Genomic DNA, 25439 nt, shown 5'->3' with positions numbered 1-25439 from the left:
GCGGCCCACCGTGCGGTTCAGTGCGTGCGCCAGCCGGATCGCCAGCGCACGCAGCCCTCGCATGAGCACGTCCCGGTCCTTGGCCTCCGTCACGAGGTGCAGGTGGTTCTTCTGGATCGAGTAATGCGCGAGGTTCATCCCGAACCGCCCCGCCGACTTCACGAACGCCCTCTCGATCGCCCGGAGCTGCTTCTTGCTCCGGAGGTTCGGCAGCCCCTCGACGACCTTCATGGTCACATGCACCGGAAACCGGCTCGCGAGGAGCGGTCGCGTCCGATGCGGCAGTCCGCTTCCCGGCTGCTTCTTCCGCCCCGCACCGTCACGCTTCCCGCCCCACCGCCCCGCATCCCGCATAGGCAACGGAAGCTGCGTCGCAGAACCCGCCGGCAGACGCGTGCCCGAATGCCTGTCACCGCCCGAGGAGGATTTGCGTTTGCGTGCCAATATGAATAGGGCTAATACTAGCAAAGCGCTGGTCTGACGTCAAGCGATCTCCTTGCACAAACACAGAAACCAGTCAAACAAGAGAAGAAGCAAGCACGAACACCCCCTCCTCGCCGCACCGATCCTTCCCCGCCGCCCGCATGCGCCCACGACCGCCCGCTCTTGCGCGCCACCTCCCGTCGTTAGCCATCCTCCCCGGCGCTCGCCCCCCTCCTACGTCCCCTTCGCGACCTCGGCGAGCCGCGCGCGAAACCAGAGGTGCGCGGGATCTCGGTGCTGACGCTCGTGCCAGAGCTGGGCGAGGGTGAAACCGCCCAGCGGCAGCGGCACGGGGCGGAGCACGAGTGGCAGGAGCCTGGCGTAGGCCTTGGCGATCCGGGTCGGAGCGGTCCAGGCCAGGTCGGAGTGGGCCACGACGTGGGGCGCGACGAGGAACTGGGAGACGGTGAGCGTCACCCGCCGCGTGCGGCCGAGCTCCGCCAGGCTGGAGTCGACGAGACCGCCGGGAGCCCCTCGGGGCGCCACGAGGAGGTGCGGCAGGGCGCAGAAGCGGTCGAGGGTCAGCCGCCTGCGTGCCGCGGGGTGTCCCTTGCGGAGCACGCAGACGAAGCGTTCCTCGAAGAGCGCCTGCCGGTAGAGGCCAGGGCGGTCCGGACCGGGGAGGGCCAGCGCGAGGTCCAGCTCCCCCTCGGCGAGGAGTCGTTCGGTTTCCTCGGCCGGGACCGGGCGGACGAGCACGGAGATCCCCGGCGCACCTCGCGCCAGCGCGCCCAGGAGCGGCGGGAGCAAGGTCACCTGGGCCAGGTCGGTGGCGGCGAGGGTGAAGCGACGGTGACTCGCGGCGGGGTCGAAGGGGGGCGGCTCCGACAGGGTTCGGCGGAGCACCTGGAGCGCGAGGGCCAGCGGCGCGCCCATGGCCTCGGCGCGCGCAGTGGGACGAAGCCCCTGCGGACCTCTGACGAAGAGGGGGTCCCCGAAGAGCTCGCGCAGGCGGCGCAGGGCGTGACTGGCGGCGGGCTGACTGAGACCGAGGGAGGCGGCGGCGCGCGTGACGCTGCGCTCGGCGAAGAGCGCCTCGAGCACGAGCAGCAGATTCAGATCGACGGACCTTAGATTCATATGGTGCATGAAGACTATAACATCCATCGATTGTACTTATGAAGGGCTCCGGGCCATCGTTCTCACGAACAGGGGCGCCGGGCCGCACATCGCGCGTGGCCCGCGAAGGATTCGGATCGAGACCGAGATCGAGACCAAGGAGGAGAGACCATGTACGCAATTGCCGGGGTGTCGGGACGTACGGGGGCGGCGGCGGCCGAGGCGCTGCTGGCGGCGAAGCAGTCGGTGCGGGTCATCGTGCGCGACGCTCGCAAGGGCGATCCCTGGCGCGCCAGGGGTGCGGAGGTGGCGGTGGCCTCGTTCGAGGACACGGCCGGTCTGGCGCAGGCGCTTCGCGGCGCGAAGGGCGCCTACCTGCTGCTACCGCCCTTCGCGTTCGGCGACACGGGGCTGAAGGAGCGGCGCATGCAGCTCGGACGGTCGATCGTCGAGGCGGTGAGCCAGGCGCGGCCAGGGCACGTGGTGCTGCTCTCGTCCATCGGCGCGGAGCAGCTCTCGGGGACGGGCCCCGTGGCGGCGCTGCATCCGATCGAGGAGGGCCTGCGCGCCTCGGGCTTGCCGAGCACCTTCCTGCGCGCGGCCTATTTCATGGAGAACTGGGGCGCGAGCATCCAGAGCGTCATGGACCAGGGGACGCTCTACAACGGGCTCGTCGCGGACAAGCGCATTCCGATGATCGCCACGCGGGACATCGGCGCGCAGGCGGCGAAAGCCCTGCTCGAGCCGACGAGCAAGCCGGGGCGCGTGGTGGAGCTCGCCGGGCCAACGGACTACTCCTTGAACGAGGTGGCCGCGACCTTCGGACGCATCCTCGGGAAGCCGGTAAGCGCGGTGCAGGTCCCGATCCCCGCCATGGAGGCCGGCTTGCAGCAGATGGGGGCGTCGGCCGAGGTGGCGGCGCTCTACGGGGAGATGGTACAGGGCGTGAACGTGGGGCACGTGAAGTGGCAGGGCGGGGGGGCTACCTTCGTGCGCGGGGCTACACCCCTCGAGGCCGTGCTGCGCCAGCTGCTCGGCAAGTAGGGGTCGAGCGCTACTTGTTCACGTACGAGTAGCGGATCAGCATCTGGTTGGCCTTCATGTAGTGCCCCGAGCGCAGGGCCACGAGGCCGCTCGTCTCGCCGCGCCACTTGGCGTAGTAGCTCTTGCCCCCCACGGTGCCGAAGAAGAAGGGGTTCTCGGCCGCGTGGCCGGCCATGTCCCCCGAGGCGTCCACCGAGATGAAGCGAAAGAGCCGGCTCACCTCGAACTGGTTGTTCTTCACGCGCACGAAGCGCACCTCGGAGATCTTGTAGAGGTCGTTCTTCGAGAGCGCGGTCCAGACGTCGTCGCAGCCGCCGCACCGCTGGAGCGCCTCCTTCATCTGCGTCGGGTAGCAGGCCAGCCGGTAGACGAACTGGATGGCCATCAGGTCGTAGTTCGTGGGCTCGTCGCGGGAGTAGTGCGTGGCGGTGGCGGGGATGAAGTCCTTCGGGTTGAAACGCCGATAGGGCGCGGCGCGATCGCTCTGCGGGTTGAAGCCGCCGAAGAGCTCCCAGTTGGTGCGCGTCGTGGTGCGCTCGAGGCTGGTCGGGTTGAAGTCGAAGTAGTTGTGCAAGGTCGCGTCGGCGAGACCGGCGGGTGGCGGATAGAAGGCGATGCGCTCGGGGTGCTGCGGCGTGAGAATGGCGGGGTCCACGTGCCAGCCCCAGCCCGCCTCGTTCTGGGGGATCTTCGAGCCGAAGGTCTGGTCGTAGATCTCCTTGGCCTTGGCCAGATTGCCGAGCTTGGCGGTGGAGCAGTTGACCTGCGCCGGGCCCGGGTCGGGGATCGTGACCTGCACCGCGCTGTCGCTCTTCGCGGGACCGCCCTCGAGGCGCTGGGCCAGGGTGTCGGGCCGCGCCGGCCCACCGTCGGAGCGAGGTCCGGACGGTCCGTCGCGCCGGGTCGCATCGAAGGTCCCCACCGCGGCGTCGTCGATCGGGACGAGCGGGCCAGCCTCGGAGAGCTCCCCGCCGTCTCCCGCGGGGCGGTTGCTCGTCGCGAGACAGCCGGTGTGCGCCAGAAGAAACGCTCCGAGAAGGAGGGCTACCCACCCCGAGGCGCGCTGCATCCGGTCAGTGTAGCACGCGCCGTCGCGGGCCTTGTTGCGGGCTGCCGGCCTACTGCGCGGGCGACGCGGCCGGGTACGGGACGGTGCGGTTCAGGTGGCGCGCCAGGTCAGAGACGAGCTCGGGCGAGGCGATATACGCGAGCTCTCCTCGGCCGGCGGCGAGGCTCAGGGCCTCCCGGAGGGCCATGCACTGGGCCGTGCGGTTCAAGATGTCGTCCACGCGAGACAGCAGCAGGCCCGTTCCGATCAGTGTGAGCCCGCCGATGCCGGCCGCCTTGGCGATCGGCCCGTCGGAGATCGAAGAGACGAGACTCAGGGCGAGCCCGGCCCAGGAGGCCGAGAGCACCTGCGCGTCCCACGTTCGGTGGGGCCGCCGGAGCATGTAGCGTTCGTGGACCTCGGGGTAGCTCTGTACGATACGGTCGAACTCCCCCTCGAGGCGCTCGTGCTGGAGCCGCCGGGCGAGGCGGTCGCGCGTGTGTTTCTCGTTCGTCAGGAGGAGCTTGGCTTGAACGGCATAGGTCAGGCGCGTCCAGGGCGCGACGACCCGGTCGATCCGTCGCGTGGGCAGCCGCTCGCGCGTCGCGCCGTCTGCCGGAGCGCGCGGGGGAGTCGAGGGGTCCTCGCTCGCGCGCACCACCGACGGGGCCCCGCCGAGGAGCAGGAGCGTGCCCGCCGCAATGAGCCGGGAGGCTGGTCGAGTCGCGAGTCGCATGGGTCGTGGTTGCGCCCGCGTCTGAGCAAGGCGCATGCCACGCCGGATCTCGGCGCGCCGCCTGGATCCTCGAGCACTTGTATCGCCGCGGTCGCGGTCCGACCTGTTTAATTTCGGTGCCCTAGCCCTCTGCCTGGCCTAGAAGCGGAGGGGGTCCCTCGAAGGCGGGATCAGCGACGAAACACTGCCGAGGGGACGAGCACGAGGCTCGCATTTTCGCCGTCGCGCCAGGTGGGGTTGAACTGGCGCCGCGTGATGAGCACGTCGATCCCCGAGGCCGCGCGCTGCTCGAGCGGGTAGAGCGTGGACGAGAACCAGGGGTAGCTGTTGAAGCGCATCGTGTTCTTGATCGCGAGCTCGTAGCCCTGCAGGCGCAGGACGGTGTTCAGCTCGTTGAGCTGGCTGAGCGCCTGCGGGGCGTCCACTCCCTCGAGGTTCACGCGGTAGAGCAGCACGTTCGAGATGTCGGAGAGAAGCTGGAGGTGCCTCCGACCGAGGCGCAGCTCCCGCGTTCCGCGAGAGAGATTTCCGCGCGGGTCGACCACGTCCACGAGCTGCGCCTTGATCGCGTCGGTCACGTGAACGCGGTCGCTCCACGTCGCGCGACCGGCCACGCGGTCCAGGTAGCCGGCGGCCTCGGCGGTCAGGCGTCCGCCCGTGCCCAGGGAGAGGCCACGAAAGGCGGCGTGCAACGACCGGCCGAGCTGGCGCCGCGCGCCGAGGCTGTCGAGGCCCGTGGCGAGCTGGCGAAAGATCGTGCGGTAGTCCTCTTTCAGAACCTTGGGCAGGGGCGAGGCGGCGTGGGCCGGACCGCCGAGGAGTGCTCCCAGGAGAAGCAGGGTCGTGGTGGGGCGCAGCATGGGTGCTCCGGGTGCGAAGACGTGTCCGGCGAGAGACCGATGCAGGGCGCGTGCCGCGGAGTGAAGTGGGCATCGTGCGCGGATGGGGGTGGGATTTCGCCGGTCTGGCGCCACGGCCGCCGGCCAATCGTTCGGCCATGGCGGGCCTCGGTCGCCCACGCCGGGTTGCGCCGTCCGTCTGCCGCGCGTCGTCGACGGTGGGCCCTTACAGGCACTGCCGCAGGTTTGCGAGGCTCGCCATCCCCCAGTCGAACCCCGCGCGCGGGCAGTCGACGTAGGCCACGGCTCCCGGCGGGGGCGGCGTCTTGCGCAGGATCTGGAAGGCGTGGGGCGTTCCGTTCACCGCCGGGTCGCAGCCCCTGTTCGATGGTCCCGCGGGGCGCGAGACGAAGCGCCAGCAGGGGCAGGTGGCGCCGCAATCGGTGCGGCTCGGCTCGTCGAAGAGAGCCTTCGGGCACTGCGGGATCTCGACGCCGCGCGTCTCGGCGTCGGGCGGCCCCTCGAATTCCGCGACGGTGCAGCGGACCCGGTCCAGGCAGCTCGCCTGGCAGATCACGAGCGCCCCCTCGCTGTTGGTGCCGATCAGGTCCCCCTTCGCGCAGGCCAGGCCTCCTCCGGTGGTGACCAGCGGAGCGTCCACACACTCGGCGCGCACCTTGCGTGCGATCCGCGTCCCGAGCTGCTCGAGGAGCGGCCGGAAGTCCTGCTCGCACATGGAGTGAAAGAGGGCGTCGGCCTCGAGGCGCGGGTCTCTCTTCAGCACCGCGGCGAGGCGAATCGCGGGCTGGGCGATGGCGGTATTCGAGACGAAGCAGCTCGGCGCGAGCACCGGCGTGCCATCGAGGTGCTTCACCGCGACGGGCGTAGGGGGGCCCGCGATGGCTACGAGGATGAGCTGCCCGGCGGGCTTGAGTGCCTTGAAGAAGGCAACGTAGTCCTCGACCCTGTAGAGGTGGGTCCCGGCCGGGACGCACCGCGCGCGGGGACCTTCCGCCTGGCGATCGTTCACGTCGCAGCGGATGCCGAACTCGAAGCAGCGGAAGGAGCCGAGCGGTCCGAGCGGGTCGGTCAGCCCCTGGTGCGCCGGGTCGAAGAGGGTGGGGTCCTTGGTCGAGCAGTCGTCCTCGTCGGTGAAGAAGACCACCGCGAGGAGCGCGTCCTGGCGCACAAAGCCCGGGTTCCGCTTCAGCTTCGGGTCGAGCGCGCGGCGCGCGGCCTCGAGGGGCTGCTCGAAGCCGCAGCCGCCGGTCCCGAGGCGCGCGATGCAGGCGAAGGCCTGCTCGAGCTGCTCGCGCGGAGTACCCCTCCCGCCCTTGACGTTCGTGCGGCCATTCGCGTGGCTCAGAAACGGGTCGAGCGGAAAGGGGCACCCCGCGGCACCCCGTGGTCGCTGCTGGAGGAGACCCTCATCGCCGCCCGGCCTCTCGCAGGTGGGCAGCCCGTAGCTGCCCGCGCCCAGGTCCGTGCTCACGACCCCGAGGTGCAGGTCCGGCAGCCCGTGGTCGAGCTCGGGGTGCTCGAGCGTCTTCAGCAAGGTGGGGAAGGCGGCCACGAGCGCCTCCTGCGCGTCTCCCATGCCGTCCGAGTTGTCGATCACGAAGAGCACGTCCACCGGCTTGCCGGAGCCCTGCGGGAAGGCCTGGCCGGAGGGGGGGATCCAGTAGCGCCGGATACCTCCGTCGCTCGCGGCGGGCGCGCCCGTGCAGCCGTGCAGCCCGAGCGTCAGCGCCGCCGTCAGTCCGAGCGCGAGCGTTAGACGCACCCCGATCGTCGCCGTGGTCATGTGCGATTCCCCCCTCGAGAGGCATTCTACCGCAGCGACGGCTCGTCGAGGGCGCTTCGCACCTTGCGCGTCAGCTCCGCCGCGCCGAAGGGCTTGCCGAGGAAGGTGGTGCCCGGCGTGCGCACGCCGTGGGAGGCGATGGCCTCGTCGGGGTAGCCCGACATGTAGAGCACCCGCAGGCCGGGCTTGAGGAGCCCGAGCCGTTCGGCGAGCTGCTTGCCGCTCATCTGCGGCATGACCACGTCGGTCAGGAGGAGGTGGATCGGACCCGGATGCTGCTCGCAGGCGAGAAGCGCCTCGCCCCCGTTCGCCGCGCTGAGCACGCGGTAGCCCGCGGCCTGCAGGATGCGGGTGACCAGGTTCCGGACCGGCTCCTCGTCCTCCACCACGAGGAGGGTCTCCGAGCCTCCTCTCGGCCGCTCCGCGACGGGAGGGGCCGCTGCGGGGGAAGGGGCGCCGGTCACCCGAGGCAGGTAGATGTCGAAGACCGTGCCTCGGCCCGGCTCCGAGGAGGCCCAGACGGTGCCGCCGCTCTGCTTCACGATCCCGTAGACGGTGGAGAGGCCGAGCCCGGTCCCCTTGTCCTTCTCCTTGGTGGTGAAGAAGGGCTCGAAGATGCGCTGCCGCGTGGCCTCGTCCATGCCGCAGCCGGTGTCGCAGATGGTGAGTCGAACGTAGGGTCCGGGCCGCACCCCCACGTGTCGCGCGGCGTAGTCGCCGTCCAGCTCGACGTTCGCGGTCTCCAGGGTCAGCGTCCCGCCGGTAGGCATCGCGTCTCGCGCGTTGACCACCAGGTTCATGATCACTTGCTCGACCTGTCCCGGGTCGACCTTCACGTACCCGAGGTCCGGCGCGAGAGAGAGGACGAGCTGGATGTCCTCGCCGATCAGGCGACGCAGCATCTTCTCGAGGTCGGTGGCCACGCGGTTCAGCTCGACCACCTGGGGCTCGAGCACCTGGCGGCGGCTGAAGGCCAGCAGCTGACGCGTGAGCGTGGCTGCCCGCTCGGCGGCCCCCCGGATCTCCTCGAGGTCGGTGCGGAGCGGGTCCTCCTCGCGGAGGGCGTGGCTTGCGAAGTCCGCGTAGCCGAGGATCACGGAGAGGAGGTTGTTGAAGTCGTGCGCCATCCCGCCCGCGAGCCGTCCCACCGCCTCCATCTTCTGCGCGGTCTGGAGCTGCTCGGTGAGGCTGGCGCGCTCGTGCTCGTGGCGTTTGCTCTCGGTGACGTCCTGGGCCGTCCCGGCCATGTGGCTCGGTCGGCCGTCGGCGTCGTGAAAGAGGTCCCCGCGCCCGCTGACGTAGCGCACGCTGCCGTCGGGCCAGATCACGCGAAAGGTGGCCTCTCCGGGCCGCTCGCCGGCCATGCAGGCCCGGATCCAGCTCTGCATCGCGCTCCGGTCCTCGGGATGGGCAAGCCGCATCAGCCCTTCGATGCTCGGCACGAACGTGGCCGGCGTGACCCCGAAGACGCGATACGTCTCCTCCGACCAGGTGAGGCGATCCTGCAGGTCATACACCCAGCTGCCCACCTTCGCCACGGCCTGGGCCTGCCGCAGAGTGGCTTCGCTCTCGCGCAGCGCCCGGAGCGACTGTCGGCGCTCCGTCACGTCCTCCACGACGGACATGACGTAGTCCACCTCCCCGGAGGGGGTGCGGGCCACAGAGGCAGTCACGCCGAGCCAGATCGTCGCTCCATCCTTCCGACGGACGCGCCGCTCCGTGGACGAGGCGCGGAGCCCACCGGAGAGCAGCCTCCCCATCGCCTCCAGGTCGGCGTCGTGATCCTCCGGCAGGGTGAAGTCGGCGAAGGGCCTGCCAACCATTTCATCGGGCGCGTAGCCCAGCATGTCGCAGAGCTTCTGGTTCACGCGCAGCCAGTGCCCGCTCGGCGAAAGCTGCACCATGCCCACGGCGGCCTGCTCGAAGGCGGCGCGGAAGCGGGCCTCGGCGCGCTTCCGTGCCGTGATGTCGATCGACAAGATCAACAGCCCCTCGGGCACGGGCGCCAGGCGCGCGTCGAACCAGGTCCGGCTTCCGTCGGGGAAGACGAACTCCTCGTCAATCTGCCCGGGAGCGCGCTCCTCCATGCAGCGGCGGACGGTGGCGAACATGGCCGTGGTCTCCAGGCCGGGGAAGACCTCGAACATCGTCCGGCCGAGGACCTGCTCCTTGGTGGTCTGGCCGTACCGCGCCGCCGCGTCGTTGACGTAGAGGTACCGGTACTCCGGGGAGAGGATGACGCAGCCCTCGAGGAGCTGGTCGAGGATCTCTCGCGCTGGTCGCTCTGGCGTGCCCACCGATGGTCCTCCTCCGACGCGGCGCCTATTTTGTGACCATTTTGCGGGGCCGGCAATCCCGGCGTCGCGCCATCCCGGCGTCGCGCCGCACCCACGCGGGCCTCGCTCGCCGTCTACAGTCGAATGACCTGACCCGCCTGGGTCACGACCCGCTCGAGGCGGGACCAGAGCCGGGAGAAGAGTGCGGCGTCGAAGCGCGGCAGGGGTTTCAGTCCGTCGGGCGTGGCGGCGTAGAGCACCCCGTCGCGCGCGAGGCGTGCGAGGAGCTCGAAGCCGAGGGCCGTGCGGCCACCGTCCTTCGCGTCCCGCTTGGCCTCGGCGCGGCGGGCGAGCTCGGCGAGCGGCAGCTCGGGCTCGTCGAAGCGCTGCCCCTTGAGAAAGTTGAGGATGCGCGTCGCGACGAAGAGGGTGTAGAGCGCCTCGCGCGGCACCTCGGGGGATTCGATGGCCATCGCGCTCAGCCGGGCGCGCACGAGGTCGGCCTCGCTCTGCGGGGGCAGCGCGGCCGCGATGGGCGAGCCGGGCGTGAGGTAGAAGGGGGAGGCCCCGAGGAGCACGGGGAGGCGCGCGAGAAAGGCCAGCGTCTGGAGCATCGACTCCGGGCTCTCGCCGGGCAGCCCGAGGATCTGGTAGGCCACCAGGCCGAAGCCGAGCGCGTGCGCCCGCTCCACCACGCGCACCAGCTTGTACGCCGTGTGGGGGCGCTTGGTGCTCTCGCGCACTGCGGTGTCCGAGGAGACGAGCGAGAGGTTGAGCTGCGAAAAGCCCGCGCGCCGGAGCAGCTCGAGGAGCTCGTCATCGAGGCTCAGGTACGAGATGCCGTTCATGGCGCAGAGCTCGAGCTCTCCCGGCGGAAAGGAGTCGATGAGCCGTCGACAGAGCTCCTTCATCTCGTCGAGGTAGAAGGTGAGATTGTCGTCCTCGAAGTCGATGGCCCGGTAGCCCTGCGCGTGCCGCAGGCGAAGCTCCTCCAGCACGTGCTCGACGGAGCGACGGCGATAGTGCGGGCCGAAGGTGGTGTGCACCGAGCAGAAGCTGCAGCGGTGCGGGCAGCTCCGCGAGGTGAGCAGAAAACAGAGCGGCCGGCCGCCCAGCCGGTAGCGCGCGAGGGGCAGCTCCGAGAGGTCGGGCACGGGGAGCGCGTCGAGCGGTAGGCCCTCGCCGAGCGCGTTCAGCACCGGGACGCCTTCGCGCTTGAAGCCGAGGGAGGGGACGCGCTCGAGCGGGGAGCCGTCGCGGAGCGCGCGGAGGAGCTCGACGACCGGTCCCTCTCCCTCGCCGCGGATCACGTAGTCCACCGCGGAGTGGCGCAGCATCGGCTCGGGCGTGGCCGAGACGTGCGCTCCCCCGACGAGGATCCGGGTCTCGGGCCGGCGCGCCTTGATCGCCTCCGCGGCGCGCAGGGTCTCACGATAATAGGGGGTGAACAGGCACGAGATGCCCACCAGGTCGGGGGCCTCGGCGGCCACGGTCTCGCCGAGCGCGTCGAAGCTCGCGCCAAAGTGGTAGTAGGCGTGAAAGGTCGAAAACGGGCTCCGGTCGGGGTAGGGGTAGTAGTCGCGCAGGTAGGCGAGCTCCGCCGGCAGCGGGATCGTGCGGCGGCCGTGGCCGTGGTGGAAGTCGTGGAGCGTGACCTGCACCTCGGGGAGCGCGCGGGCCACGGCGGCCTTCAGATAGGCGAGCCCGAGGGGCTGAAGGCGCACGTCGGTCTGGTAGAAGTCCTGGACGGGCGGCTGCAGCAGCAGCAGGCGGCGCACGAGCGTAGGACTCCCCACCGCGTCCTACCTGCAGCGCAGCGTGAGCACGAGCCGGGGGCGCTGCGCCGCGACCGCATGCTCCTTGGCCGAGAACCAGAAATGGAAGCCCGTGGCGGTTCGCAGGATGAGCCCGGCGTTCGGGGCCCCGCTGCCGCGCCAGCTCTCCACGAGCGCGGGCCGCAGGCGCCAGCGGTAGACCGTGTCGGCCTGGATGAAGCCGCTCACGTCGCTCTCGCCGGCGAGACGGTAGTCGATCCCCGGCAGGAAGAGGCCCGCCGCGCCCGCCCACGGTCGCCTGCGCCCCTCGTCGAGGAAGCTCCAGGTCGCGTCACCCGCGCCGCCCGGCTGGTCGCGCCTACTGCCCTCGCGCCAGAGGCTGTTGCCGGTCAGGACCTCGTACAGGGTGATCCAGATCGGCGCGTTCTGTTCGGGGAGGCGCAGCTCGGAGTAGAGCTCGAGCGTGGCCGTGTCGACCGCCGTGTCCCCGGGCAGTCCCGCCGGGTCGAAGCGAAAGAGCATGGGGCTGTTGAAGTGGATCTGCAGCGTGCCGTCGCGGCCGTAGTTGTGACCCGGCCACGACGAATCGAGCCGCGTGTCGTCCACGGGGGCGAGCACCACCGTCGTCGGGCCGGTGCACGCGCCGGCTTCCCGGCCGTCCCACCGCGCCGGGCCGTCGTGCGCCCCGTCGGCAGAGAGCCCATCGGTCGCGCCGTCCCGTGGAGGCGTCGCCGTGCCGTCGCGCGCGCTGTCGAAGCCGAGCCGCGTGCAGGCCATGGGCGAGCCGCAGAAGAGCGCGATCACGAGCGCTCGATACCGCCTCGGTGGGCTGCGCCGCACCGTCCCGCCCGCGAGGGTCAAGGCATCGGCACCGTCGCCATGAGGGGCACGTGATCCGACGCCTTGAGCGACTGCAGCACCTGGTGCGCCGCGGGGGTCAGGCCCTTGCCGAAGAGCCAGTCCAGGCGCTGGCCGACCACGCCGTAGCCGAGCTCGGTCCAGCTATTGAAGGTGGGAAGCAGGTCGGCCCAGCCGGCCGCGAAGAGATCTTCGATGACCTTCTCCGCCGCCGGGGCCTTGTTGCACGCCGCGATCGCCGGGTTGCAGGTGAAGGTGTTGAAGTCGCCCCCGAGGAGCTGGAGCGCGGGCCGTCCTGGCTGCGTGGCGTCGGCGCGTACCTCGGCCCCTTGCGCCGCGCGTCCGTTGCCCGTCAGGTCGCGGTGGCAGAAGTGCGCGCTGTAGGCCCGCAGCCGCTTCCCGCCGATCGCGAGGTCGGCCCCGAGCGTGATGCGCCCGCCGTAGTCCTGCCGATCCTTCCAGTAGTCGAAGAGCGGCGCGTGTCGGAGCTGCGTCACGTTGCCGATGGGGTACTTGCTCAGGATGGCCACGCCGTGCTCGCCTCCCTCGGTGGCCTTCAGTCGGCGGTCCCACTCCACCGCGAAGACGTAGTTGAGCTTGAGATTCTGCGCGAGGTGGCGGGCCAGGTTGAGCTTCTGCGGCACGCTCGCCAGGTCGTTGCGCGGCGACTCCTGCAGGAAGATCACGTGCGCGCCCTTCAGCGCCACCTCGTCCCGCAGCGCCTTCAACACCTCGTCGCTCTTCTTGCCGTACTCCACGTTCCAGGTGACGACCTTCAGCGCGCTGGGCGCCACGCGCGGGTCGGCGTCCGAGAGCGTATCGGCCTCCACCTCGCATGGAGGTCGCGCCGGGTCCCCGCCCTTCGCGAGGTAGTCGGCGGCGATGGTGCAGAGGTAGCCGGCGGGCAGGTTCTGCGGCTGCGGGACGAAGCCCGCCGGGAGCGCGCCGTCCTGCGAGGCCGCGCCGTCGCGGGAGGCTCCGCGGTCCAGGGTTCCGGCGTCGCTGCGCCCCGCCTCGCCGCCCAGACCGTCGGGGAGACGCACCCCGCTGTCCCCGGACACCCCGCCGTCGGGGACCAGCGTCGTGCGGTTGTCACACCCTGCCGCGAGAGCGAGGAGGAGCACCATCCCGCGAGGTCGCCCGAGCATGGAGCCCACCTCTAGAGAAACGGGTTTGCGCCGACGGAGTGATCGGTCACGTCCTCGACGGCGACGATCTCCGGGAAGACCTCGCGGATGGTGCGTTCCACCCCGGCCTTGAGCGTGAGCATCGAGGCCGCGCAGCCGTGGCAGCCCCCCTCCATCGTCACGAGCACGCGCTGATCCTTCACCTCTACCAGGTTGATGTAGCCGCCGTGCATGGCCACCTGGGGGTTGATCCGCTCGTCGAGGAGCGACTGGATCTGTGCGCGCAACGCGTCCTCGGGAGAGAGGGGTGCGCTGCGCAGCTCGTCGCGACCGCGATCGCGATCGCGCGCGTCGGGCGCCTGGCCCGGCTCGTCGCCCGCGCCGCGTGAGGGGTCCCACGCCGTGGTTGCCGTCGCCGCCGAACCGCGGATGAACGACGCGACGCGCTCCGGGGCTCCCAGTGCGCCGACGAGCTCGCCCGCCCGCGCCCGCGCCTTCGTCACGCGGGCCCGCGCTTCGTCCGCGTGCGCCTTCGCCGCTCCGAGCAGATTCTTCGCTTTGCGCAGCATGCTCCGTCCCTCCCTCGCAGGGCTATATACCATAGGAAGGGGGCGCGAGAAGGGGCCCTGGGGCCTCGCACCAGGCCGAGCCGGGCCCTGACCTAGCGCGCGACGGCGCGAGCGGCGTAGCTCGCTTCGAGCTGGGCGCGCTGCGCGGCCGTCACCTTCACGTGGCGACCGGTGCCGAAGCGGACCCAGGTGGTGCTCGAGGAGGGACGTCCCTTGACGAGCCCCTGCGCGCCCGAGAACTTCTCTCGCTCGAGGCCGCGAGCGTCGTAGGTGACGATGTGGAAGGGCTCGCCCTTGGCGAACGCGAGGCGGGCCTTGAGCGGCAGGAACGCGAGGCCGCCGCGGCCGGCGAGCACGCCGAGCTGCGCGAGGAGGCCCGCCACGGGCAGCGCCTTCGTCATCGCGAAGGTCGTCCCGTATTCGATCGCCGCGAGAGCCATGCCTTCGGGGTTGAAGGCCTCGTGCTCTGCCGCGCCGTAGCGGTGGGGCACGCCGTTGCCCATGTCGACGTCCACGTTGACTCGCTCCACCGGGTGGGCGATGGCGTAGGTGAAGATGGGGGTGGGGCCGGCGCCATTTCCGGCCTCGGGCAGCGCTACCACGCTCACCCCCGGTTTGACGCCGAGGTATTCCACGCGGTGCGTGTCGTAGGGAAAGAGGGCGAGGGCGAGGCCCTTCATGCGCTTGGCCGTGCTCTCCACGCGCGAGTAGACCCAGGTGTGGCCCGTCGAGACGAAGCGACCGGCGTGCGTCGCGAACGAGGCCTCGAGAGCGCCGAGGTAGGACGTGGCCTTCACCGTCGGGTGCGTCTCTCCCTGGACCGTGACGGCGAAGGTCTCCCGGCTGCGCCGGAGGGCGTCATCGAGACTCGCGCGCACGACGGGCGGAAGCTGGCCGCGAGCGATCAGCATCGTGAGGGCTTGATCGGTGATCTGCTGGGCGAGCTCGCCCTGCGGCAGCGTCTTGGTGGGCGGCGCGGCGGGAGCGGAGGGGGTCGCGAGCGCCGAGGACGCGACGAGCGAGCCGAGCAGCGCGAAGAGGGCGGTCGCGAAGAGGGCGGTCTTTCGATGGGCCGAAAAGCGGCGAGGCTTCATGGGTCGTCCTCCGGCGCGCCCGAGACGCGTCCTGGCGGCCTTCTGCAACGATCGAGCCATGGCCTGCGCTACCTAAGTCGTGAGAACTCGTGGTGCGGTGCGGGCGTGTGGGGGGCCCTGGCCCTCCGACGGGTCAGGCCAGGGTAGCCACGAACCACCGCGCGAAGGCCGGCGGCGCGGGGACCTCCACCTCGATCTCGCCCTTCTCGAATTGCGCGCGTCGTTGCCGACGAAAGGTGGTGGCTGGACCAGGTGGGTGCGGCTGTGTGCGGCCTGACGGTCGCAGGACCCAAGTTCCCGAGGAGGAATGGGCTCGGGCGGGCCTGGTTCGCGCGGTCGCATGGCTCGCGGCTTGCTTACTCCACGCAGCGGTGCACGCGTCGATCCCCAGCCCAGCCGAGCGCTCCTGTCCCGATCCGAACGAGGTGGTCGCCCTCCTCGAGGGGCAGCTCTCGGCCGCGCGCATGGTCTCCCTGGACGGGCATGTGGACCACTGCGGCGCGTGTCGCGCGCTGGTGGGCGAGCTCGCGCGCGAGCTCGGATCGCTGCGCCGCCGGGCCGGGTCGCGGGCCACGACGGTCTCGGGGCCCGCCGTCGCGGCCAGCGAGATGGTGTGGTCTGGGCCCTGGCCCAGTCCGTGGCCGACCCAGCCGGACCCCGCGCTGGCGCTGGCTCTCGCGGCGGAGCTGCCCCCCGAGCCGGGGTGGGCCATCGCCGCCGGGACGCGCGTCGACGGCTACCGGGTGATGCGCCCGCTCGGGCGCGGCGGCATGGGCGAGGTCTATCTCGCGCGCGACGTGCAGCTCGGGCGCAAGGTGGCGCTGAAGTTCATCCACCCCGGCAGGTTCAGCTCGGAGCGGGCCCTCGAGCGTTTTCGCTTCGAGGCGCAGACCACGGCGCGCTTCAGCCACCCGAACGTGGTGACGATCCACGCCGTCGGGCTGCACGAGGGGCGGCCCTACCTTGCGCTCGAATACATCGAGGGGCAGACGCTGTCGGAGCGGCTGAAGGGCGGGCGCGTGAGCGTGACCGAGGCGCTGCGCATCGCGCTCGCGGTAGCCGAGGTGCTCGAGCAGGCCCACCGCATGCAGATCCTGCACCTCGATCTGAAGCCGTCGAACGTGATGCTGGCGCGGGACGGGCGCATCCGCCTGCTCGACTTCGGCCTGGCGCGCACGGCGCTCTACGACGAATCGGGGGATGGGCTCGAGGCGGAGGTGGCCTCGTTTCCTCGGGTGCGCCTGCCGGCGGACCGCGGCTTCGTCGAAGGAACGCCCCCCTACATGGCCCCCGAGCAGTGGCGCGGCGAACCCGTCAGCGCGGCGAGCGACCTCTGGGCCCTCGGTGTGCTGCTTTACGAGCTCCTCGCCGGACACCATCCGTATCGCGGCACGCCGCTCGGCAAGCTGGCGCAGGCCGTGACCGGCGCGGAGCGCGTCCCCGAGCTGCCTCGGGTGGCGGGCGTCGGAGCGGAGGCCGGTCACCTCGTAGCGCAGTGCCTGGCGAAGCAGCCGGCCCGGCGCCTGAACGCCCAGGAGCTCGCGCGCGAGCTGGGCGCGCTGCTGGCGCGGCAGGGCCCCGTGCTCGACGAGACCGAGCCGCCGTTTCGCGGGTTATCCCCCTTCGACGAGCGGCACCAGCGCTACTTCTTCGGCCGCGAGGAGGAGGTGGCCGACCTCCTCGAGCGGCTGCGGGATCAGCCGCGCATCGCCGTCGTCGGACCGTCGGGGGCCGGCAAGAGCTCGCTCGTCCAGGCGGGGGTCGTCCCGCGGCTACGACGGCTCGGGCCGTGGACGGTGGTGCGGTTGCGTCCTGGCCCGGACCCCTTTCTCGCGCTGGCGGCAAGACTGCGGCGCGCGGCGTCGGGGCGCCGTGACGAGGCCTTCGTGGCGCTGACCGCCGACGAGGGGGAGCGACGAAGCGTGGCGAGCGAGGAGGCGGCGCAGGTGCTGCGCTGGATCGCCGAGCCCAGGCGGCTCGCGCTCGACCTGCAGGAGCTCGCCGAGGAGACCGGCACGCGGGTCCTGCTGGTGATCGATCAGCTCGAGGAGCTTTGTACGCTCGTGCCCGACGAGCGGGTGCGGCGCCGCTTCGTGGAGGCGCTGGCCGTGGCGGCCGACGACTACCAGGACCCGGTGCGCCTGCTCGTGACCGTGCGGGACGACTTCGTCTACCGCGTCGTGGAAGGCGTGGAGGCGGCCGATCCGCTGGGCCAGCTCCTGCTCGTGCGCGGGCCCTCGCGCGCGGCGATGCGGCAGATGGTGACGCGTCCGCTCGAGCTCGTGGGCTACCGCTACGACGACGAGCGCCTGCCGGCGGCGATGGTCGACGCGGTGGTCGGCGACGCGGCGAGTCTGCCCCTGCTGCAGTTCACGGTGCGGCTTCTCTGGGAGGGGCGCGACGCTGAGCGCCGGCTCCTGCGGCGCGAGACCTACGAGGCCATCGGAGGCGTGGGGGGCGGGCTCGCGCGCCACGCGGACGGGGTGCTGGACGGGCTCTCGGCGGCGCAGCTCGAGCTGGCGCGACAGCTCCTCTTGCGGCTCGTGACGCCGAGCGGGACGCGCCGGCTCCTCGGGCGTCGCGCGCTGCTCGACGGACTCGCAGCGGGCGGCGACGAGGTGCTGGACCGCCTGGTGGCCGCACGCATCCTGCAGAGCCGGCGCGGCGGAGAGGCGATCGCCGACGACGCGGAGGTCGAGCTCGCGCACGAGTCGCTCATCCGGAGCTGGGCGCGCCTCTCGCGCTGGATCGACGCGCAAAAGGAGGAGCTGCGCTTCCTGGACGAGCTCGGGCAGGCGGCGGAGCGCTGGGCCGGCGGTGGGCGCCTCGAGGCCGACCTGCTCGTCGCGGCGCGGTTGAAGGAGGCCGAGGGGCGCGTGCACCAAGGGATGGCGCTGCCCGAACGCGCGCGGGCCTACCTCGCCGCCTCGACGGTGCGCGAGGGCCGGCGGCGGCGGCGACGCACGGGGGTGGCGGCGGCCACGTTGCTCGCCCTCGGGCTCGTCCTTGCGACCTTCGCCTACAAGGAGCGTCAGGCGGTGCGGCAGCAGCGGGTCGCGGAGGCGCAGCGGCGCGTGGCCGACGAGTGGCGGGCGGCGGCGCAGGCGCAGGGGGCGCGGGCGGCGCTGCACCTCGGCGACCATCTCGAGGCGCGGGCCAAGCTGCGGGCGGCGCTCGAGACGCACGATTCGCTCCTCGCGCGGGCGTTGCACTGGCGCCTGGCCGGACAGCCGCTCGTCTGGCGGCGGCGCACGAACGTCGGCATCTACGATCTGGCGGTGATCCCCGGGGAGCGCGAGGTGGCGACGGTCGGCCTCGGGACGACGGCGCAGCTCGTGGACCTGCGCACGCAGCACGTGAAGGTGCTCCGCGGCCACCGCGGTCACGTCGAGGCGCTCGCGGCCGGGCTCGACGGGCGACGGCTCTACACCGCCTCCGACGAGGGGGAGGTCCTCGAATGGGAGGTGGCGACCGGGAGGCTCTTGCGGCGCCTCGTGCGCCAGGCCAAGGCCATCGTCGGGCTCGGGCTCGTCGCGGGGGGAGCGCGGCTCGTGACCATCGCGTTCGACGGGAGCGTGCGCGTCCACGCGGCGGAGAGCGGGGCGGAGCTCGGCCGGGTGGCCTCGAGGGTGCCGCACGCCGCGGGGCTGGCGGCCGACCCGACCGGGCGCTGGGTGGCGATCGGCGGGCGCGACGGACGCCTCGGGCTCTGGCCGCTTGCTGGCGGAGGCGCGCCTCTGTGGCTGAAGGCGCATCGTCGTGCGATCTGGAACGCGGCCTTCAGCTCCGACGGGCGACGGATCGCTTCGTCGTCGGTGGATGGAACGGTGAGCGTCTTCGAGCTGCCGAGCGGACGGCTCGCGCGCACCTTCGAGGCGCATCGCGGCGCGGCGCACGGGGTGGCCTTCGACGCGAGCGGCGGACGGCTCGCCACGTCGGGGAGCGACGGCCAGGTGCGCGTCTGGCGGCTCGAGGACGGTGCGCTCGAGCGGAGCCTGACCCTCGCCGGGGAGAGCCTGGTCTCGGTGGCTTTCGTCGGGGATGGGCGCTTCCTCGTGGCGGGGACGCGCGGCGAGGAGCTCGTGGTCTGGGACCTCACGGTGCGCGCGGAGCCCGAGCGAGAAGGCGGCCACCAGAGCCGCGTCACGGCTCTGGCGCTCGCGCCGCACGGGGAGTGGTTCGTGACGAGCGCGCGCGACCGCACGCTTAGGGCCTGGGATCGCGCGAGCGGGCGTCAGCTCTTCAGCGTGGCGACACCCGAGCAGGTGACGGCGCTCGTGGTGAGTCCGGAGGGGACGATCATCTCGGGGGCGCAGGATGGGACGATCCGCCTCTGGTCCCCCGGGACGGGGGCGCTCCTCGGGACGCTGCTCGGCCAGCGCGGAAATCTCCGCCAGCTCCGCGTCGATGCGGAGGGACGCTGGCTCGTGGCCACGAGCATCGAGCAGACCGCTATCTGGGACCTCGCGGCGCGCCGCCTCTCGCACCTGCTCGGCGGGCCGAACGAGGGGTCCTGGGTCGCGGAGCTCGTCGAGGAGCGAGGGGTCGTGGTCACGGCGACGGGGTCGCGGCAGCTCAGCCTGTGGGATCTCGAGGAGGGCCGCCTGCTGCGCCGGCTCGACGGGGCGGTGGACAGCGTGCGTTACCTCGCGGTCGGGGAGGGGGGGCGGAGCGTCTTCACGGCCGGGTGGGACGGAACGCTCCGGCGCTGGGACCTCGCGACGGGACGGACGACGCTCTTCGGCCGGCAGCCCGGGAGGCTCACGGGGCTCGTACGCCTGGCGCAGGGGGAGTGGGCCACGGCCGGCCTGGACGCCGAGGTGCGCCTCTGGGACCCACGGGGTCGCGTGCGGCTCGTGCGGCGGCACGGCGGGCTCTCGGCGAGCGCGATGGCGGTGAGCCGGGATGGCCGGACGCTCCTCACGGGACACGAGGACGGCGCGGTGCGCGGGTGGGAGGTCGCCACGGGGCGGCCGCTCTGGCAGGCGCCGATCCTCTGGACGGCGCAGGGTGCGTTGCTCACGCACGCGGGGTGGCGCGACGTGCCGGGCAGGACGGGCCCGCGCGATCGGAGGCTCCTCGAGCGCGTGGGGCGCGGCGCCGAGATGGCCGACGAGGAGGAGACCGAGGGCGGACTCTGCGTGATGCGGCACGACGGGGGTCTCGCCCGCTTCGCGCGGGGGGGCGGCCTCGAGCTCGAGCGCGCGGGGCTCGGGGCGCGAGCCGTCGTCAGCGTGCGCGGGGGCTGCGTGACGCTCGGCGACGAGGGGGCCGTCCTGCATCCGGTGGTCGGCGCGTCGCGCGTGCTCGTCCCCAAGGCGCGATGGGCCAGCAGCGCGGGGGGAGAGCTCCTCGTGATGGGGGAGCGACGCCTCTTCGCCTTCGCGAGCGACGGCCGGGCGCGCTGGTCGCTCGCGGTGGGCCCCGGAGTCACGGCCGCCGTGCGTGTCGACGACGAGCTCTATCTCGGCTACGCCGACGGCAGCGTGGAGGGGGTGGGCCTGGACGGCGCCGCGCGGCCCGGTACGCGCGCCTTTCAGGACCCCTCTCCGACGCCGGTCACGCGGCTCGTGCGCGGACCCCGGGGGATTCTCATCGCCGGCTACGCGGGAGGGAGCCTCGCGCTCTGGACGCGGGCCGACGGAGCGCTTCTGCGTCGGGTCGCGCTGCGCGGTCGCGTCCAGCACCTCGCCGTGCGGGACGGGTGGCTCGTCGCCGCGACGCAGGCCGGAGACCACGTGGCCCTCACGCTGCACCCGCTCGTGATGCCCTATTGCCAGGTCCTCGAGGAGGTGTGGCGGCGAAGTCCCGTCACCTGGCACGAGGGCCGGGTCGCGGTCCAGCCCCCGCCGGCGCGGCACGCGTGCGCACGGCGCTCCCTTCAACGACGTCGAGAGCCCAATCCATGATCTGCGCTGACGACACACCGACCGTCACGCGGGCTTCGCGCCCGCTCCCTTCGTCGCTCACGCGGCGCTTCGTCGCTGGGCTCTTCGCCGGCGAAGGCTCGGTGATCGACGGGCCGGCCTCTTCGCAGCTCGAGCGCCACCTGGAGAGCCTGGTTCGCGCGGCCGAGGCGGCGCATCCCTCCTTCGCGTTCAGTCGCGACCTGTTCGTAGACGCTCTGGCGCGGCGCGCGCGCGCGGAGGCGGACCCCCTCGAGCTCCTGTCGCAGCTTCGCGCGGCCGATCTCTACCTGGTGTGCGCGTGGCTGCACGGCGACGCGGCGGCTCTGGGGCCCGTGGATGCGCTCATCTGCGACGAGGCGCGGCACGCGGTGCAGCGGCTGCGCAACGCGCGGGTCGCGGTGGACGAGCTGACGCAGGAGCTGCGCGAGCTGCTCTTGGTTTCGCGACCGGACCAGCCGGCGCCGCTCGCGAACTACTCGGGGCGAGGCCAGCTGCGGAGCTGGATCCGGGTGCTCGCCTTTCGCACCGCGCTGCGTAGCGCGCGACGGCGCGTCGAGGACCCGGCGCCCGTCGAGGCGCTGCTCGACGCGCTCCCCGAGGACCCCGTGAGTCCCGAGCTGCGCTACCTGAAGCAGACCTATCGGGTGCAGTTTCGCGAGGCGCTCCACGGCGCGCTCGGCGAGCTCGACGGGCGGCAACGCAATCTGCTGCGCTTCCAGCTGCTCGACGGCTTGAGCATCGACGACCTCGGCGCGATGTATCGCGTGCACCGGGCCACCGCGGCGCGCTGGCTCGTGCAGGCCCGCCACAAGCTGCTCGAGGGGACGCGGGATCGGCTGATGGCCACCTTGCGCGTCGGGCCGCAGGAGTTCGAGAGCATCATGCGCCTGCTCCACAGTCAGCTGGACGTGAGCCTCGAGCGCTTCCTTGGTCCGGACGGCGACGGAGCGGGGGAGCGGCGCGACGGCTTCTCTCGCGAATTGGACGGACCTTCGCGCGGGTAATCGGGCGCGGCGCGCGGGCCCCTGCGGCGGGTCGTGGGCACTCTCGGGGCCTCGAGCCCCACCTCGCGGCCGAGCCTCCTCGGTCGGCCTGGCTCGGTCCGGGAACCAGGGACATCCCCTAGTGATCGTACTCCCAGTAATCCGAATCCTCGAGGAGCTCCAGACGCAGATTCTGGAAGAGGTGCTCCGAGCCCGCCGCAGGAAGCGCCTGGAAGACTCCGGAGGCCCAGTAGTTCCCGTTGGGGCTCCGGAGGCGGCGGTCGGAGCACAGGTCCTGGCGCAGCAAGATGCAGCCGCCGAGGATCTCTCCCGTGTCGAGGTACACGATCTGCGGAGCCGCGCGGATCGGGCCGCTTGCGTAGTAGGGGCCCGTTTCGATCTCACCCATGCGCAGCAGCAAGGCCTCCTGCATCTGCTGGGCGAAGGCGCGCATCCGGGGCGCCCGGATCTCTTCGATGCTGCTCGCGTCGAGTCGGCGCAGGTTTGCCGGGAGCGAGGGGTCCTGCGGGTCCACGTGGAACTCCGGCTCCCGGAGGAGTTCGAGACGGTCCGCCTTGGGCATGGCGAGCCACTCCTGGCCCGAGCGCACGGCCACCACGCGACGGTAGAGCTCGGCGTACTCACCCTCGAACTGCTGCACGGGGCGGACGAGGACCCGCTGCTGGCGCGGTCGCCCGGCCGCGTTGGGCGGTGGTGTGGCTGGCTCGCCCTTGGCGAAGGCCGTCGGGGTTCCGAGGCTCGCGAAGAGCAGACTCGCGCCCAAACAGAGGCCCGTGAAGTGCCGCGGCTGAATCAGGTGGGGGCGCTTCGGAAACATGGCTCTCCTCGCTGCGGGCGGCGCCGCGAAGGGCCGCGACTGCAAGGAAGGTGCCGCGGCAATCCGTGGCTAGGGGCCCGGAAACGTTGGGTGCGGTGCGAGCGAGTGCGCACTCGAGAGAGCAGCTCGAGGTGGCTCAAATGGTCAGCCGCGTGACGGCGTGGCCCGCCCGTCGAGCGTGCAGCACGCGGGCACGTCCCTTGCCTGTGTGCGGGGCCATGAAGCGTCTCAAATCCTGGTGCTCGATCGTTGCGGTCGTGTGGGTGGTGGTCGTCATGGGGTGCGCGCCGGAGGTCCCGTCGGCGCGAGAGCCCGAGGCCGTGGCCGATCCGACGCTGCTCGCCGTGGACGGCGATCCCGCGCGCGGAGATTCCGCGACGGGGTCGTCGAGGTCGTCGGGCGCGCCGATGCTGCCGCGGGTGCCCGGCGGGTCTGCGCTCTCTCTGCTCGGGTCGGAGAGGCGCTTCGAGCGCGTGCCGGAAGTGCCGCCGTCTGCGCCGCCGCCTGCGCCGTCACCTGCGCCGCCCCCCGTACCATCGCCCCCGTCTCCGTCGGCGCGCTACGGTATGAACGTCGATCCGGCCAACCCGAAGGGTAACCCGACTCCGGCCGAGCTGAAGGCGGCCGGCGTGCGGTGGCTTCGCGTCGAGTGGAAGGCGAGCCTCGGTCACGCGTTCTACGATCCGCTGATCCGGACCCATCGCGCGGCGGGTCTGAAGGTGTTGCTCCTCGTGGACTACGCCTCGGTGCCGGGCAAGCCGGCCTCCACGGCCAGCGCGGCCGACTGGGACGCGTACCTCACGAGCTACGTGCAGGGGTTGACGGCGCTCGCGAGCCGCTACGGCGATGGCGTGGATGCCTGGCAGCTCTGGAACGAGCCGGACCTGCCGGCGCAGGCGGGCTACGACCCGGGTATGCCGGCCGAGACCTTCGGCAAGCTGCTCGTGGCGGCGACGAAGGCCGTGCGCGCAACGTCGAGCCGGCCGGTGATCACCGCGGGCCTGGCCTCGGGAAATCCCGACTACCTCGCCCGCGCCCAGAAGGCGGTGGGGGCCCTGCCCGTGGATGGCGTGGCCGTCCACCCCTACGGCCAGCGCGCGCCCGACAACTGGCCCGACGCGACGTGGGGCTTCGGCAACCTGAGCCAGCTCCTGACGCGGTATCTCGTCTTCGGAAAGCCTCTCTGGCTGAGCGAGATCGGCGTGGTCCAGACCAGCCCCGAGAGCTTCCCCGCCGATTACCTCGAGAACGTCTACCGCCTCATCGCGCGCTCCTTCGACGCCAGGGTGCCCGTCGTCTTCTGGTTCTGCTGGAGCGACGGCATGGTCGCGCCCTTCGGCGTGCACCGCGTGGACGGCACGCAGAAGCCGGCCTATCACCGGTACCGGGCCCTCGCCGGGTCCTGGTAACGCCCCCGGTCCTGGCAACGCCCGGGTCTGATTACGCCACGACGGGTAGCAGGGTAGATCCTCTGGCCGCTCGGCGCGTTGATAGACGCGGGCATGGCACCACTCCCCTCGGCCACCTTGCGACCGTCGCGACGCGCGGACCCTCCCCCCGGGCGACCCAGGCCTCTGTCGCGCGTGCTGGCCTGGGGGGTGGCGCTCGTCGGCCTCCTCCGTGGAACGACCTTTCTTCTCACCGCCCTCGCGACAGCCGTGGCCACGAGCGCTCTCCTCGGCGCGTGGATCGGCTCCTCGGCCGGTCGCTGGTGCGCCGGTCTCGGTGTGGGGCTCGTGCTCCCGTGGCTCCTCTGGGTACGGCTACGCAGTCTGGCCGCGCGCCGCACGACCCATCGGCCGCGCCTCGGGGGCGCGTGGTTCTGGGTCGGCTGGAACGTGACCCTCCTCGCGGTGCTGGCCCTCGGCTTCTCGAGCAGCACCGGACGGGCGCTCCGGCGTCGCGGCGACTGGTTCCTCGGTGAGGCCGAGGGGTGGTTTCCGACCCGCTACCGCGGCGCGGTGGCCTCGATGAGCCGCTTCCTCGAGCGCTTCGATCTGCCCGGTCCCGTCGGGGAGGCCCTGGCGAGCGCGCTCCCGCCGGCGCTGCCCGAGCGTCCGAGCGGTCCCGCGCGTAAGCCCGGTGGAGGCCCGGACCGTCCGCCCGAGAGGCCGTCCGTGCCGGCGCCCGGACTACCCTCCGCCGCGGGACCCCGTCCCTGGTATCACCCCCTCGCAGGACCCGCGCGCGTGCTCCCGCCGAACGCCTCGTGCCGCTTCGGCGCGCCGCGGCCGGGCCTCCGTGCCCTCGAATGCGAGCAGGGACATTGTGGAGTGGACCTCGCGCGCCCCACCGGCACACCCGTCTACGCCGTGCAGGATGGCGTCGTGCTCAAGGCCGTGCGCGACGAACGCGCCGGAGGTCGCGCCGGCCGCTACATCAAGCTCGAGCATCTCGACGGCGCCGTGACGACCTCCTACGTCCACCTCGACGAGCTGCGCGCCGATCTGCGGCCCGGGATGTTCCTTCGGGGGGGCGAGGTGATCGGTACCGTAGGTCGCACCGGCGTCCTGCACTCCGGCGCGCACCTGCACTTCTCGGTGGCGGTGCAGAAGCGCGGCGCGGCGACCTACATCGATCCCGAGCCGCTGCTCTGGTTCTGGCGGCTCCCCGAGCCCAGAAACGGAGAGGCCTTCGCACGACGCGGGGGTTAGGGCCCGCCCTACGTGCCTGGCACCGTGCTCGTGGGAATGAGTCCCCGCAGCTTCCAGCCCGTCTTGAGGAGCCAGGTCCGTGGCTTCAGCACCGGCGGGTATCCGTCGGGGGGAAGCGGCGTGAGGTCCTTCCATCCGTCGAAGAAGCGCGCCGAGCTGCACGCGTCCAGGTCGCGCCGCGGCACCCACTTGCCCCGGGCACGTTCGTGCTTCCGACGATTTTGAAGCACAAACACGTCACAATGCGCGTCGTACCGAGGTGCGGGTCGTCCACTATCGGTGGCATCCGCTGCACGGCCGCGAGGTTCTGGTCTGCGTCGACGAGCGCTTCCCCGGTGCGCTT

Annotated in this window: 19 protein-coding genes; 5 read left to right on the top strand and 14 right to left on the bottom strand. The window is 72.0% G+C overall.

Annotated features, from left to right (window positions below; all coding sequences use genetic code 11):
* Both IT371_21880 and IT371_21875 read right to left on the bottom strand, forming a co-directional pair.
* The coding region (locus IT371_21880; protein MCC6750330.1) for a hypothetical protein at positions 1-231 on the bottom strand (231 nt) is incomplete at its 3' end.
* A gap of 426 nt (positions 232-657) precedes the next feature.
* Entirely contained in the window at positions 658-1563 is a 906-nt protein-coding gene (locus IT371_21875) for a LysR family transcriptional regulator (protein ID MCC6750329.1), read from the bottom strand.
* A 150-nt stretch (positions 1564-1713) separates the two neighbouring features.
* Between IT371_21875 and IT371_21870 the strand changes: the two genes are divergently transcribed.
* Positions 1714-2586, top strand: a complete 873-nt coding sequence (locus IT371_21870) for an NmrA family NAD(P)-binding protein (GenBank protein ID MCC6750328.1) — start codon at positions 1714-1716, stop codon at positions 2584-2586.
* Positions 2587-2596: 10 nt separating this feature from the next.
* Here the strand turns inward: IT371_21870 and IT371_21865 are convergent, their stop codons facing one another.
* The 10 genes from IT371_21865 to IT371_21820 all read right to left on the bottom strand — a co-directional run bounded on the left by IT371_21865 (position 2597) and on the right by IT371_21820 (position 14712).
* Positions 2597-3655 (bottom strand): hypothetical protein, encoded by a 1059-nt coding sequence (locus IT371_21865; GenBank protein MCC6750327.1) that lies wholly within the window; start codon positions 3653-3655, stop codon positions 2597-2599.
* A 49-nt stretch (positions 3656-3704) separates the two neighbouring features.
* Positions 3705-4370 (bottom strand): hypothetical protein, encoded by a 666-nt coding sequence (locus IT371_21860; protein MCC6750326.1) that lies wholly within the window; start codon positions 4368-4370, stop codon positions 3705-3707.
* 170 nt (positions 4371-4540) lie between these two features.
* Positions 4541-5230, bottom strand: a complete 690-nt coding sequence (locus IT371_21855) for a hypothetical protein (protein ID MCC6750325.1) — start codon at positions 5228-5230, stop codon at positions 4541-4543.
* A gap of 205 nt (positions 5231-5435) precedes the next feature.
* Complete coding sequence (locus IT371_21850) at positions 5436-7013, bottom strand: hypothetical protein (protein ID MCC6750324.1); 1578 nt, start codon at positions 7011-7013, stop codon at positions 5436-5438.
* 26 nt (positions 7014-7039) lie between these two features.
* Positions 7040-9310, bottom strand: coding sequence for a PAS domain S-box protein (locus IT371_21845; protein MCC6750323.1), 2271 nt, complete (start codon positions 9308-9310; stop codon positions 7040-7042).
* A gap of 113 nt (positions 9311-9423) precedes the next feature.
* Positions 9424-11067, bottom strand: a complete 1644-nt coding sequence (locus tag IT371_21840) for a B12-binding domain-containing radical SAM protein (protein MCC6750322.1) — start codon at positions 11065-11067, stop codon at positions 9424-9426.
* A gap of 24 nt (positions 11068-11091) precedes the next feature.
* Positions 11092-11925: a hypothetical protein gene (locus tag IT371_21835; protein ID MCC6750321.1), complete on the bottom strand. Its 834-nt coding sequence runs from the start codon at positions 11923-11925 to the stop codon at positions 11092-11094.
* Positions 11922-13070: an endonuclease/exonuclease/phosphatase family protein gene (locus IT371_21830; GenBank protein MCC6750320.1), complete on the bottom strand. Its 1149-nt coding sequence runs from the start codon at positions 13068-13070 to the stop codon at positions 11922-11924. The genes IT371_21835 and IT371_21830 overlap by 4 nt, the downstream gene beginning before the upstream one ends.
* A gap of 11 nt (positions 13071-13081) precedes the next feature.
* Complete coding sequence (locus IT371_21825; GenBank protein MCC6750319.1) at positions 13082-13618, bottom strand: NifU family protein; 537 nt, start codon at positions 13616-13618, stop codon at positions 13082-13084.
* 92 nt (positions 13619-13710) lie between these two features.
* Complete coding sequence (locus IT371_21820; protein ID MCC6750318.1) at positions 13711-14712, bottom strand: hypothetical protein; 1002 nt, start codon at positions 14710-14712, stop codon at positions 13711-13713.
* A gap of 371 nt (positions 14713-15083) precedes the next feature.
* On the opposite strand from IT371_21820, the gene IT371_21815 reads away from it, so the two are divergent.
* The gene (locus IT371_21815) at positions 15084-20621 is read left to right on the top strand and encodes a protein kinase (protein MCC6750317.1); all 5538 of its coding nucleotides are present in this window, start codon (positions 15084-15086) and stop codon (positions 20619-20621) included.
* Entirely contained in the window at positions 20618-21625 is a 1008-nt protein-coding gene (locus tag IT371_21810) for a transcriptional regulator (protein ID MCC6750316.1), read from the top strand. Before IT371_21815 ends, IT371_21810 begins: the two co-directional genes overlap by 4 nt.
* Before the next feature lie 118 nt (positions 21626-21743).
* On the opposite strand, the gene IT371_21805 is transcribed toward IT371_21810, so the two are convergent.
* The gene (locus IT371_21805) at positions 21744-22442 is read right to left on the bottom strand and encodes a hypothetical protein (protein ID MCC6750315.1); all 699 of its coding nucleotides are present in this window, start codon (positions 22440-22442) and stop codon (positions 21744-21746) included.
* Positions 22443-22660: 218 nt separating this feature from the next.
* On the opposite strand from IT371_21805, the gene IT371_21800 reads away from it, so the two are divergent.
* Both IT371_21800 and IT371_21795 read left to right on the top strand, forming a co-directional pair.
* A complete protein-coding gene (locus IT371_21800) occupies positions 22661-23851 on the top strand; it encodes a hypothetical protein (protein ID MCC6750314.1) in 1191 nt (396 codons plus the stop codon).
* A gap of 93 nt (positions 23852-23944) precedes the next feature.
* A complete protein-coding gene (locus tag IT371_21795) occupies positions 23945-25096 on the top strand; it encodes a peptidoglycan DD-metalloendopeptidase family protein (protein MCC6750313.1) in 1152 nt (383 codons plus the stop codon).
* 8 nt (positions 25097-25104) lie between these two features.
* On the opposite strand, the gene IT371_21790 is transcribed toward IT371_21795, so the two are convergent.
* Positions 25105-25332, bottom strand: a complete 228-nt coding sequence (locus tag IT371_21790; GenBank protein MCC6750312.1) for a hypothetical protein — start codon at positions 25330-25332, stop codon at positions 25105-25107.
* Positions 25333-25439 lie beyond the last annotated feature (107 nt).

The sequence above is a fragment of the Deltaproteobacteria bacterium genome, from assembly GCA_020848905.1.
Classification (GTDB): Bacteria; Myxococcota_A; Polyangia.
The sequence above is the reverse complement of the archived record's forward strand: the minus strand, read 5'-3'. Positions and strand labels throughout refer to the sequence as shown.